Raw genomic sequence first — 11,779 nt, 5'->3', positions numbered from 1 at the left:
GAAACAGAAACCTAAATCGTGAGGTTCAGGAATCGCCGTGGCTACTGCTTTGCTTCAAGCAAGCTAGAGTCCGGTGAGGATGTGGAGGAAATGAGCTAAATAATACAGCGAGCCTTGTCGCAAGTATAGCGCTTGACAATTGGTGACAACTTGGCTGGATGGCTCGCGATCGCCACCCTCGACCTTGAGATCGTTAAAAGGCCGCCGGAGGCGATCGCGCGGCGGCTCTCAATGTCCCCACGAGCTAAAAAAGCCCCGGGTTTGAAAACCTAGGGCTTTTGCGCTTGATATTTTGTTATGGAGCTAAGCGGACTCGAACCGCTGGCCCCCTCAATGCCATTGAGGTGCTCTACCAACTGAGCTATAGCCCCGTCAGGCGCTTTACTATATTGGCACGACCTTACAAAATTCGTCAAGCATTTGGAAAAAATTTTTTTTCTGTCTTTATATCGATCGCGCAAAAGCCAAAGCACGCCTAGGGTTGGAGGGTGCCGGGGAGTTCACGGTAAAAGGATGGCATAGGGTTCGAGATCGAGGGAACGCGGATCGAAGTCCATATAGGCTTGTCCCCCCGCGCCGAGGTTGCTCCACGGGTCGATCCCGATCGCGTTGACCAATTCGGGGGTTTGGTCTACTAAATTGCGATTGGCCATTTCCTGGACGTATAGCATATAGTCGCCCATCAGGAAGTAAACGGCCATCATCGCTGCTGCCGCCATCGCGACTAAGGTGCCTGCCAACATCAAGGAAAACTCGTTTTGGTCAAAGGCTTCCTGCATCAAGTGTAAAGACCAGGCCACTAAGGCAATAACAATTATGAGGATGAAAATCATAACTTTACATATAAGGGCCTAAGACTTTACATATTTTAACATTGACTCAGAATAAGGTTCGGGAGGGATAGCAAAATTTCTCTAAAGATTAACCCCATAAGAATTTATAGTAGGGGTTAGAAAATCGATAAAATTGGCGAATCGGTTCGCGGGCGATCGCGCCGCCGAGCTGAGAAAAGCTTCAGGTTTCCTTTACAGTTCACCGACCGTCGCAGCCGACGATACCGATTCGCTTGGGGTTGAGGGGTTGAGGATTAATGGCGGACGGGGATCTGGCGATCGCCTAAATACGTCTTAATTTCACCGACGCTGAGTTGACCGTAGTGCAGCAGCGACGCCAGTAAAGCCGCTTCGGCGCGACCGTCGGTGAGCGCTTCGTAAATATGCTCGCAGTTTCCGGCGCCGCCGGATGCAATCACCGGAATTTGGACTTGTTCGGCGATCGTGCGCGTTAACTCCAAATCGTATCCCGCTTGGGTGCCGTCCGCATCCATGCTGGTCACCAACAGTTCTCCGGCGCCCCGGGCTTCGACCTCTTTCGCCCAGGCGATCGCGTCGATGCCCGTATTTTCGCGACCGCCGCGCACGTACACGTCCCAACCGGGATTTTGCTCCTCCGTGCGACGGCGCGCGTCGATCGCCACCACAATACACTGATTGCCAAAACGCTCGCTGGCGCGGTTGACAAACTCCGGATCGCGCACCGCCGCCGAGTTGATACTGACTTTATCGGCCCCGGCGCGTAACAATTTCTTAATGGTCTCTAAGGATTGGATGCCGCCGCCGACCGTGAGGGGAATAAACACCTGTTCGGCAGTCCGGTAAACCACATCGTAAATAATATCGCGGTCTTCGTGGGTGGCAGTAATATCGAGAAAAACCAACTCGTCAGCTCCGGCTTGATTGTAAACCTGAGCCAGTTCGACCGGATCGCCCGCATCTTTAAGGTTGACAAAATTCACGCCCTTAACGACGCGACCCGCTTTGACATCTAAACAAGGTAAGATTCGTTTGGCAAGCATAGGAAATCGCAGAAAATGGGTGGCTGAAAGAACGGCGTTCTGAGAACCGCAAACACTAATTGACAACCCCCCCGCCTAAAGGCGAGGGGATTCTTCCTTCACGGAAGGACGCCGAACAAAGGTAGTACCTTTGCTCAGCTTAAGCGCTAGGAGCCGTGCACTGACCCTTCGGGTACAGTGCCGGGAGGAATAGCGGTCAACTTCGATGGGGTTCAATGCCCCAGAGACGCCCAGACTTCTAATGTATTGCCGCAAAACGTCGGTTTGATTGCGTTCCGTAAGTTTACAATATCTGTCTAAATGTTCCTTTTCAACATCCGAGATTCTAAGGCTTATTTGGCTTTTAAGTAGCAATCGTATTTATATCTACTAAAATGATGGCATGAAACTAGCCTACCAGTACAAGCTATTGCCGACCTACGAGCAACGATGCCGCATGGATAAGTGGCTCGATAGGTTGCGCTACCAGTACAACTATCTGCTGGCAGATCGCTTTGACTGGTGGGAGATGAATCGATGTCCTGTTAATGCCTGTCCTTTGGTGTGCAGTATCGCTCAGCCCAGAGAACAGCCCGAATACTACGGGCAAAAACGCTCCCTGGTCTCACTTAAGCAGGAGCGGGAATGGTACGCCGATCTTCATGCTGATGTCTTGCAAGAAATGGTGAAGCGGGTAGACCTCGCATTGGCTCGGTTCATCAAAGGCGACAAGAACGGCCAACGTAGCGGTAAGCCTCGATTTAAGGGGAAGAACCGCTATCGCACCTTTGCTTATCCGCGAGTCAAACCAGACTGCATCCAGGGCAATCAAGTCACCCTGCCCAAGCTGGGTGAAATCAAGTTGATTCAACATCGCCTTGTGCCAGAGGGATTCACGATTAAGCGGGCTTTGGTAACCAAGAAGGCGGACAGCTGGTATGTCACATTAACCCTCGAAGACAAGAGCGTTCCTGACTTGCCAGCGATCGAGATCCAGCCCACCGAAACCAATAGCATTGGCGTGGATGCCGGACTGGAATACTTCATCGCCTGCTCTGATGCTTCAACCAAGCAACCGCCAAAGTTTTACCGCCAATCTGAAGACAAATTAGCTAAGCTCCAGGGAAAGCGAGACGCCAGGGCTAAAGGTTCAAAGCCGCGCCGTAAGCTGAATGAGCGTATTGCCAAGTTGCACCAACGCATTGCACGGCAACGGAAGCAGTGGCATTTTGAAACGGCTCGAGAGTTAATAGATCGAGCGGAAGTCATCTTTGTCGAAGCTCTGAAAGTTTCTAAGATGTCCCGACGACATCAGCCGAAGCCGGGGGAGGACGGAACATTTCTCCCTAACGGGCAAGCAGCCAAGTCGGGCTTGAATAAAAGTGTTGCTGATGCTGGGATAGCTGGGTTCCTGAACGATGTACTGCCTTACGTGGCTGAAAGAGCTGGTAAGCGGGTTGTGAAGGTTCATCCGGCTGGCACATCCCAACATTGTGCAATGTGTCTGAACCGAGTGCCGAAGGAATTGTCCGATCGCTGGCATGAATGCCCTGATTGCAAGGCGTCCATGGCGCGAGATCTCAATTCTGGGTTACTCATCAAAAAAGTGGGGTTGGGCGTTCGCCTCACGATCGAACGCGAATCCCGTAACGGGAGGAGAAGCCCGCGCCGTACTGCTTAGCGGTCGGCGTCGGGAGTACGTCACTCTTACTCAATCTCGGCGAAGCGATCGCGAGATACCCTCCCGCCAAAATTTGTAAACCTTCATCTCGGATATTGATGGCTGCATTGATATCCGGTTATGGAAACAGTAACAGATTTGAAGCGCCCAATTAAAAAACCAACGGGAACAGCCGAAGGACTTCGCTAGTAAGACCTTTTGTTCCGACGTTGGATAGATGCGGAATTTGTACGCTTTTAACACCCAGCTCTCACCACTCTTGTCAGTCAAGTTAGCACCCCCTCCTGGAAATGATAAAGTGAAAGTTAAGGCGCAAGGCACGTCCTCCTCGTAGAACCCCTGTCCTGAGTGAAGCTGAAGGGACGAGGTTTTCCCCCGCCATGTTTTTGATATGTCAAAATAACCTAGCAGACACGATTCGCATTCAGTGTAGGAGTAACTTCCGTGGAGTCTCAGTACAACCCCACCGCCATCGAGCAAAAATGGCAAACCACCTGGAACGAGCAAGGCTTGTACCGGGCCGAAGCAACGGAGGAACGCCCGAAATTCTACGTCTTGTCGATGTTCCCCTACCCCTCCGGAAACCTGCACATGGGTCACGTTCGGGTGTATACCATCCCCGACGCAATCGCCCGACTCAAGCGGATGCAAGGCTATCGTGTCCTCAATCCGATGGGCTGGGACGCCTTCGGCTTGCCCGCCGAAAACGCGGCGATCGAACGCGGTATCCATCCGGCCCAATGGACCTATCAAAACATCGCCCAAATGAAAGGGCAATTGCAAAAACTCGGGATTTCCTTCAACTGGGACCGGGAACTCGCCACCTGTTCCCCGGACTATTACCGATGGACCCAATGGCTGTTTCTCCAATTCTATCAAGCCGGATTGGCCTACCAACGCGAAGCCGCCGTCAACTGGGACCCGATCGACCAAACCGTGCTCGCCAACGAACAAGTCGATAACGAAGGCCGTTCCTGGCGATCGGGCGCCAAAGTCGAACGCAAACTATTGCGCCAGTGGTTCTTAAAAATTACCGACTACGCAGAAGAACTCTTACAAGACCTCGATCGCCTCGACGGTTGGCCCGAACGAGTCAAACTGATGCAAGCCAACTGGATCGGCAAATCCACCGGGGCTTACTTAGAATTTCCGATCGTCGGGATGGACGAAAAGATCGCCGTGTTCACCACCCGTCCCGATACGGTTTACGGCGTCACCTACGTCGTTTTAGCCCCGGAACACCCCCTCACGGCCCAGGTCACGACCCGCGATCGCCAAGGGGCAGTAGACGCCTTCATCCAAGAAGTGAGCGCCGAAAGCGAGTTAGAACGGACCGCCGAAAATAAACCGAAACGGGGCATTCCCACCGGGGGCACGGCGATTAACCCCTTCACCGGAGAACAAATCCCGATTTGGATTGCCGATTACGTCCTCTACGAATACGGTACGGGTGCGGTCATGGGCGTTCCCGCTCACGACGTGCGAGACTTCAAATTTGCCCGGGAAAACCAACTGCCGATCCGGCAAGTCATCGTCCAAGCGGATGCGGCGGACGAAAAAGCGGAATTAAAACAGGCGTATACCGAACCCGGCATTATGGTCAATTCCGATCGCTTCGACGGGATGGAATCGACCCGAGGTAAAGAAGAAATCATCAAATATGCCGAACAAAAAGGATTCGGCAAAGCCCGCATTCAATATCGCCTTAGAGATTGGTTGATTTCCCGCCAGCGTTATTGGGGAACCCCGATTCCGGTGATTCACTGCCCCAAATGTGGCACGGTTCCCGTCCCCGAGGCCGATTTACCCGTGACTTTGCCGGAAAATGTCAAATTTAGCGGTCGCGGTCCGTCGCCGTTGGCGAGCTTGGACGAGTGGGTGAACGTTCCCTGTCCGAGTTGCGGCACTCCGGCGAAACGGGAAACGGACACGATGGATACGTTTATCGATTCTTCGTGGTACTTCTTGCGCTATACCGACGCCCAAAATAGCGAAAAGGTGTTCGATACCGATAAGGTCAATGGCTGGATGCCTGTAGACCAGTATATCGGCGGGATCGAACACGCGATTTTGCATTTACTCTACTCGCGCTTTTTTACGAAAGTGTTGCGCGATCGCGGTTTACTCGACGTCGGCGAACCGTTCCAACGCCTGCTCACTCAAGGCATGGTTCAGGGGATGACTTACAAAAATCCGCGCACGGGTAAATATATCCCTCCGACCCAAATCCCCGATCCAAAAGCTCCCAAAGATCCAGAAACCGGGGAAGATCTCGAAGTTTTTTACGAGAAAATGTCCAAATCCAAATATAATGGGGTCGATCCGTTGGCGGTGATGGACAAATACGGCGCCGATACGGCCCGCTTGTTTATCTTGTTCAAAGCGCCGCCGGAGAAAGATTTGGAATGGGACGATGCCGATGTCGAGGGGCAATTCCGCTTCTTAAATCGCATCTGGCGTTTGGTCGGCGAGTTCGTCGCGGTGGGGGCGCCGAAACCGAAGCGTGGGAAGTCGTTGAGTAAGGCGGAAAAAGATTTGCGTCGCGCCATCCATACGGCGATTCGCGAAGTGACCGAGGATATGGACGGTCAGTATCAGTTCAATACGGCGATTTCCGAGTTGATGAAACTGAGTAATGCGTTGACGGAGGCGGGTTGCACCCAGTCGGCGGTCTATCGCGAAGGCATCGAGACGTTGATTTTATTGCTGGCGCCGTTTGCACCCCACGTGGCGGAGGAGTTGTGGGAGGCGATCTCCTGTAAGGGGTCGGTTCACGCCCAATCGTGGCCCGAGGTGGACGAAGCTGCCCTAGAAGTGGATGAAATTACGTTAGTGATTCAAGTGATGGGTAAAACGCGCGGAACGATTCAGGTTTCGGCGCAAGCGGATAAGGCGACCCTGGAACAGTGCGCCCGCGATTCGGAAGTGGCCCAACGTTGGATTGCCGGGAAAGAGATTAAAAAAGTGATTGTGGTTCCCGGTAAGTTGGTCAATTTTGTCATGGCTAAGTAAGTTAATTTTTGCCTTCTTTCCCCTCAAGAATCTATCTGTGGGTAGAGGCAAAAAATTACAAAATATATTTCTCTAAAAAAGAGAGACGCGCAGCTTTGCGTCTCTCTTTTTTATCGGGCTAAGTTTTTAGCGGGCTAAGATCGAGTCAATTCGATTTATTTGGCCGATTTGAGATAGTTCAACATCGTATCGGCATCGGAGACTTCGTAGGGGTCGGTGGGACAGTTATCTTCTTTCCCGGGTTCGATAAACATTTTTTCGATTTTGCCGTCGTTGACGACCATGGAATAACGCCAGGAGCGATCTCCAAATCCTAAGTTGTCTTTGGCGACCATCATCCCCATGCCTCGGGTAAAATCGCCGGAACCGTCGGGCAGTAGGAAGACGTTTTTAACTCCTTGTTGTTTGCCCCATTGGAACATCACGAAGGCATCGTTAACGGACAAACAAACGATCTCATCGACGCCTTGAGCGCGGATTTCGTCGTAGAGTTCTTCGTAACGGGGGAGGTGGTTGGAAGAACAAGTCGGGGTGAAGGCTCCGGGAAGGGAGAAGAGGACGACTCGTTTGCCGCCAAAAATGTCTTGGGTGGTGCGATCTTGCCAGCGAAAGGGGTTGGGTCCTTCGACGGATTCATCGCGGACGCGAGTTTTAAATACAACGTCGGGTACTCTTTCTGGAATATCAGCCATATTTGTTATTTTTTAATCCAACAATTCGGACGGGTTAAGAAAAGTCTATCATCTCGTCGGTAATTTGCAAAGTTTTCAATCGGGCGATCGCGGTTGTTTTTCGGGGCGATCGTGCAGGTTTTAGAATTGTTTTATAATGAAACATTACTCATTTTTATTGAGGGTTTTGCAGGGATAAATTATTAAAACAGAGGATTTTTTCGGTAAAATCGTTTAAAATTTGAGGTTGATTTGCGCGCGGGGGCAATCGCTGTCGAACTGATGTTTTTATTTTTATCGAAGCTTTTACCGATTTTCTTCTATCCGTTGGGTCTAGCTTGTGTGGCGATGGCTTTGGGGTTGTTGTGGTTGTGGAAGCGACCGCGATGGGTGTCCGGGGCGATCGCCAAACGCATTTTAGGGGCAATTTTGACCGTGGGTTTGGTGGGGTTACTGTTAGGAAGTAATGGCTGGGTGTCGAACGGGTTGCTGCGATCGCTCGAATGGCAAAATATCCCGGACGGCGAGTTACCGAATGCATCGGCGATCGTGGTGTTGGGTGGCGGGATTAAGGCGGCGAATTATCCCCGTCCCTGGGTCGATGTGAGCGAGGCGGGCGATCGCGTCCTCCACGGCGCGCGCCTGTATTTGGCGGGGAAAGCACCGATCGTGATTCCGTCGGGGGGTCGGATCGACTGGCGCGGCGGCGGTGCGCCGGAATCGGAGGCGATGGCGGAGATTTTGCGGGCGATGGGGGTTCCCCAAGGGGCGATCGTCGAGGAACCGAACTCGCTCAATACTTATGAAAATGCGGCGAACGTGGCAGAAATTTTGCGACGGGAGGGAATTGACGGCCCGGTATTGTTGGTTACGTCGGCGTCTCACATGCCGCGATCGCTGTTATGTTTTGCCAAACAAGGGGTCGAGGCGATCGCCGCCCCTACGGATTTTATCGTCAGCGAGCAGGAATTGGCGGAATTAAGCCATTCTTGGCAGTCGGTGCTTCTTAATTTACTGCCCGATTCCGGTCGTCTGGAAAATACGACCAAGGCATTAAAAGAATATCTGGGATTGGCGATTTACCGCTTGCGCGGCTGGATTTAGCCGAGTTGGCTATCGATGGGAAATAGCAGTGCTACGATCGCATCTAGGCGGCGCGCTGCGCTGTCGTCTCGAACCATCACTGTTTTAGGCGAAACCTCATGCTCCCGCACGAATTCTTACCTCTGTTTCCGACGCCGACCGTAGCCGGAGAATCCCTCGAAGCGGCGCAAATTACCCGCGATTTTTATCGAGAAGTTCAATATCGCCAAGAGTTCGACCGTCACTGTCAGTGGTATTACGAAACCGCCGAACGCCACCGCCAAGAATTAGAGAAAATGCGCGGCGACCTCAATCTCTTCGGGTGGTTTTTGCGGGGACGGCGCTGATGGGGGAACTGAGTTAGCCTGGCGCGCGCGAACCAGACCTCAAGACTAACTCAGTTCCTTTCCGAAAGAGCAGCTTAGAGCGCTTCTAGCTCGTCTTCCCGAAAATGGGCTTTGAATTTCTTGTCAAACTTGACTTGAACGGGCAAATTGGCGCTGACAGGTCTGCCTTCCCATTCAGTAACGATGGCTATGACTTCCCCTTCGTGTCCCTTCAGATCGAAGGGAGCATTGCGGTTTTGGGGATGGTGGTATACGACAACAGAGTCTTTCACGCGAACGCGATCGCCAATTTTCATAACAAATTCAACCTATCTTGTCCCTCAGCAAATGACCTGCACTGGATTGGGGTGCAGGATCTAGATCTGTTTTTTCAATTTTTATATCTTCCCACAATCCCAACCGCGATCGACAATTGGGGTAGGTACGGGGGTGCAGTTTCGGGGCGATCGCCACCCGGCGATCCTCAATTACTGAACTTTCAACAAGCTGCAATCTTTGCGGGTAGGGACGCCGACGGGGGCAGGAGCTTTGCGATCGCACTATATTTGTCTATCCTTATATTGGAATTCACCCATTCAATAACAGAGTAAGACAAAGCGTAAGGGGGCGATCGGGCGATCGATCGCGGCTTGATAGAGTTGGGGAAGGCGCGTTTCGTCACCCTTCTCGTCGGCGAAACGAGTGCGTCAGGGGGATCGGCGCGCGGGGAAAGAGGAGAGAGGGGGCAGCGGCTTAAAAGGCGCTCGCCAGCGATCGGCTCGATCGGGATCGAGTGAATATAATGTAGGTGATTCACGCGCCGATTTTCCCCGTTGGAATCAGAGGAAACACCGGACATGAAAGACATTCCGGGGAAGATTGATTATAGATAAAATCTGCTAAGGGCTTGCCATTATGACTCATTGCATCAATCCCGACTGTCAGAATTCCCACAATCCATATCATGCTGAATTCTGCGACAGTTGCGGCGAACAATTACTGCTAAAAAATCGCTATCGGGCGATCGAATGCCTCGGTCGGGGAAAATTCGGTCAAACCTTCCTAGCGGTGGACGAAGATAAACCCTCGCAACCGCGCTGCGTCATCAAGCAACAGTTCGATCCGACGTCGGGGGGCGGCGATCGCGCGATCTCCAATGCCAAAAGTTCGTTTTCCTTGTTATTTGCACAAGCGGCGGAAAAATTGGACGAATTGGGTCGTCACCCGCACATTCCCCAATTATTGGCCTGTTTCGAGCAAGATGGCGATCGCTATTTAATACAAGAATATATCGGCGGGGAAACCCTCGCGTCCGAGTTAGCAGAAAAGGGGGTTTTTGATGAAAGCAAAATTCGTCAATTGCTCAAAGACATCCTTCCGGTTTTGCAATTCATTCACGATCGCCAACTCATTCATCGAGATATCAAACCGGAAAATTTGATCCGCCGGGAAAGTGACGGGCGGATCGTTTTAGTCGATTTTGGCTCGATCGAAGTTCCCACCGGATTGACCGCGCTCAAAGTGGGCGATCGTCCCTACGGTTCGGCGGAATATGCCGCCCCCGAACAAACCCACGGAAAAGCGGTCTACGGCAGCGACTTGTACAGCTTGGGCGCCACCTGTCTGCATTTGATGACGGGACTGAGTCCCTTCGACCTGTTCGAGATCGAAGCGGAAGAATGGGTCTGGCCCGACTACCTGCAACAGGGGGTCAGCCACCATCTCGGACGCATTCTCGACCAATTAGTAGAACGGAATCCCAAACAACGCTATCAAACGGCGGGGGAAGTCTTACAAGCCCTCGATCGCCCGAATTTGGGCAGTTTCGTGCCGCCGCAAAAAACCCGGGTGGCGACGGCAGTGGGAGGGGCGGCGATCGCCCTGGTGTCCCTATTCTTCAGTCACGGTCTCCCCGGTCCGGTGGTGCAACCCGCCCTCAAAATGGAGCCGCGAAGCCTCGAAGCGCCGGAGTTGACCTACAAACTGCCCACGGCGATTCCCGATTACGCGCCGAGCTTACCCCAAGATACCCAGCCGATGCGAACCTTGGCGATCTCCTCCGGTCCGGTGTGGTCCGTCGCCGTCAGTCCCGACGGCAACACAATCGCCAGTGGGAGTACGGACGGGACGATCCACCTGTGGAAAGTCGGCGCCGACAACGTGCGCGTTCCCACTCGCATCCTCGGCGGTCATTTCGATCCGGTCTGGTCGTTGGCGATCTCTCCCGACGGTCAGTTCCTCGCCAGTGGCAGTGCGGACAAAACGATCAAGATTTGGGATTTAAAAACGGGCGAGCTGCTCGATACGCTCAAAGGACATGGCGCCGGGGTATTTTCTTTAAGCTTCAGTCCCGAAGGCGATTTTCTCGCCAGTGGGTCTTTTGACAAGAGCGTTAAAGTCTGGCGGGTGCGATCGAGTGCCTACGGACATGCGGCGAGTCGTTTAGAGCGCACCTTTGTCGGTCATTCTCAGGAAGTTCAATCGGTGGCCTTCTCGCCGGACGGTCAACTGCTCGCCAGTGGCAGCAGTGACGGTACGATCAAGCTGTGGAAATGGCGCACGGGAAAATTGATGCGAACCCTGGTGGGACACGCCGATGCGGTCTGGTCCGTGGCGATTTCTCCCGACGGGCAGACCCTGGCGAGTGGCAGTTGGGACAAGACGATCGAACTGTGGGATATCGACAGTGGCTTGCGCTTGAATACGTTGAAAGGACATAACGAACAAGTTCATTCCGTGGCGTTCAGTCCCAACGGTAAGAGCCTGGCGAGCGGCGATTTGGGCGGAACGATCAAACTGTGGAGTTTGCCCGGGGGCGAGGAAATGGGCACTCTCAAGGGGCATTCTGACTGGGTAGAAGTGGCCTTTGTGGGTCGGGGCAATACCCTGATTAGTGGCAGCTTCGACGACACGATCAAGATGTGGCGACTGTCGCCCTAGGGCCGTGGGGTGGGGGGCGCGATCGCGCCCCCGACCTCGCTAGATGCTCTTTTTTGTCAAAAAATGCCATAAATTTCCCCGTTTCCCTTGACATCCGAGCCTCACTTTTGCCAAGGCTTTACACTCCCGGGCGGGGAAATTTAAAATATTGGGGAGAGAATAAAAATTCGACGGCGATCGCCCGTCGGAGTCGGGGGGGAATTGGTGGTTTTCACCCCTCGCCCAAGTCGTG

At 53.0% G+C, this 11,779-nt stretch carries 10 protein-coding genes and 1 tRNA gene; 5 read left to right on the top strand and 6 right to left on the bottom strand.

Features of this window, described 5'->3' with window-relative positions:
* Positions 1-298: 298 nt before the first annotated feature.
* The 3 genes from JJD41_RS13315 to hisF all read right to left on the bottom strand — a co-directional run bounded on the left by JJD41_RS13315 (position 299) and on the right by hisF (position 1,855).
* Positions 299-371, bottom strand: a tRNA-Ala gene (locus JJD41_RS13315).
* A gap of 129 nt (positions 372-500) precedes the next feature.
* Positions 501-833 (bottom strand): hypothetical protein, encoded by a 333-nt coding sequence (locus JJD41_RS25730; protein ID WP_370583809.1) that lies wholly within the window; start codon positions 831-833, stop codon positions 501-503.
* Positions 834-1,087: 254 nt separating this feature from the next.
* Positions 1,088-1,855: an imidazole glycerol phosphate synthase subunit HisF gene (gene hisF / locus JJD41_RS13305; protein ID WP_200666630.1), complete on the bottom strand. Its 768-nt coding sequence runs from the start codon at positions 1,853-1,855 to the stop codon at positions 1,088-1,090.
* A gap of 382 nt (positions 1,856-2,237) precedes the next feature.
* Between hisF and JJD41_RS13300 the strand changes: the two genes are divergently transcribed.
* The gene (locus JJD41_RS13300; RefSeq protein ID WP_200666628.1) at positions 2,238-3,515 is read left to right on the top strand and encodes an RNA-guided endonuclease InsQ/TnpB family protein; all 1,278 of its coding nucleotides are present in this window, start codon (positions 2,238-2,240) and stop codon (positions 3,513-3,515) included.
* 30 nt (positions 3,516-3,545) lie between these two features.
* Here the strand turns inward: JJD41_RS13300 and JJD41_RS24820 are convergent, their stop codons facing one another.
* Positions 3,546-3,758: a helix-turn-helix domain-containing protein gene (locus tag JJD41_RS24820; RefSeq protein ID WP_370583835.1), complete on the bottom strand. Its 213-nt coding sequence runs from the start codon at positions 3,756-3,758 to the stop codon at positions 3,546-3,548.
* A gap of 201 nt (positions 3,759-3,959) precedes the next feature.
* On the opposite strand from JJD41_RS24820, the gene leuS reads away from it, so the two are divergent.
* Positions 3,960-6,527 carry a leucine--tRNA ligase gene (leuS, locus tag JJD41_RS13290; protein ID WP_200666626.1) on the top strand — a complete coding sequence of 856 codons (2,568 nt, stop codon included), beginning with the start codon at positions 3,960-3,962 and terminating at the stop codon, positions 6,525-6,527.
* Between the two features lie 155 nt (positions 6,528-6,682).
* On the opposite strand, the gene JJD41_RS13285 is transcribed toward leuS, so the two are convergent.
* Positions 6,683-7,219: a peroxiredoxin gene (locus tag JJD41_RS13285; protein WP_200666624.1), complete on the bottom strand. Its 537-nt coding sequence runs from the start codon at positions 7,217-7,219 to the stop codon at positions 6,683-6,685.
* Positions 7,220-7,480: 261 nt separating this feature from the next.
* Between JJD41_RS13285 and JJD41_RS13280 the strand changes: the two genes are divergently transcribed.
* Positions 7,481-8,302 carry a YdcF family protein gene (locus JJD41_RS13280; protein WP_200666622.1) on the top strand — a complete coding sequence of 274 codons (822 nt, stop codon included), beginning with the start codon at positions 7,481-7,483 and terminating at the stop codon, positions 8,300-8,302.
* A 98-nt stretch (positions 8,303-8,400) separates the two neighbouring features.
* Positions 8,401-8,628, top strand: coding sequence for a hypothetical protein (locus JJD41_RS13275; protein ID WP_200666619.1), 228 nt, complete (start codon positions 8,401-8,403; stop codon positions 8,626-8,628).
* Positions 8,629-8,702: 74 nt separating this feature from the next.
* Here JJD41_RS13275 and JJD41_RS13270 read toward each other — a convergent pair whose 3' ends face one another.
* Positions 8,703-8,924, bottom strand: a complete 222-nt coding sequence (locus JJD41_RS13270; protein ID WP_200666617.1) for a ferredoxin-thioredoxin reductase variable chain — start codon at positions 8,922-8,924, stop codon at positions 8,703-8,705.
* Positions 8,925-9,522: 598 nt separating this feature from the next.
* Here JJD41_RS13270 and JJD41_RS13265 point away from each other — a divergent pair.
* The gene (locus JJD41_RS13265; RefSeq protein ID WP_200666614.1) at positions 9,523-11,547 is read left to right on the top strand and encodes a serine/threonine-protein kinase; all 2,025 of its coding nucleotides are present in this window, start codon (positions 9,523-9,525) and stop codon (positions 11,545-11,547) included.
* Positions 11,548-11,779 lie beyond the last annotated feature (232 nt).

Source organism: Oxynema mangrovii CENA135 (assembly GCF_016632315.1).
GTDB classification, from domain to species: domain Bacteria; phylum Cyanobacteriota; class Cyanobacteriia; order Cyanobacteriales; family Laspinemataceae; genus Oxynema; species Oxynema aestuarii.
The sequence above is the reverse complement of the archived record's forward strand: the minus strand, read 5'-3'. Positions and strand labels throughout refer to the sequence as shown.

Coding starts and splice junctions, on each gene's coding strand:
- JJD41_RS25730 (WP_370583809.1), bottom strand. CDS start 833: ATGATTTTCATCCTCATAATTGTTATTGCCTTAGTGGCCTGGTCTTTA.
- hisF (WP_200666630.1), bottom strand. CDS start 1,855: ATGCTTGCCAAACGAATCTTACCTTGTTTAGATGTCAAAGCGGGTCGC.
- JJD41_RS13300 (WP_200666628.1), top strand. CDS start 2,238: ATGAAACTAGCCTACCAGTACAAGCTATTGCCGACCTACGAGCAACGA.
- JJD41_RS13285 (WP_200666624.1), bottom strand. CDS start 7,219: ATGGCTGATATTCCAGAAAGAGTACCCGACGTTGTATTTAAAACTCGC.
- JJD41_RS13280 (WP_200666622.1), top strand. CDS start 7,481: ATGTTTTTATTTTTATCGAAGCTTTTACCGATTTTCTTCTATCCGTTG.
- JJD41_RS13275 (WP_200666619.1), top strand. CDS start 8,401: ATGCTCCCGCACGAATTCTTACCTCTGTTTCCGACGCCGACCGTAGCC.
- JJD41_RS13270 (WP_200666617.1), bottom strand. CDS start 8,924: ATGAAAATTGGCGATCGCGTTCGCGTGAAAGACTCTGTTGTCGTATAC.
- JJD41_RS13265 (WP_200666614.1), top strand. CDS start 9,523: ATGACTCATTGCATCAATCCCGACTGTCAGAATTCCCACAATCCATAT.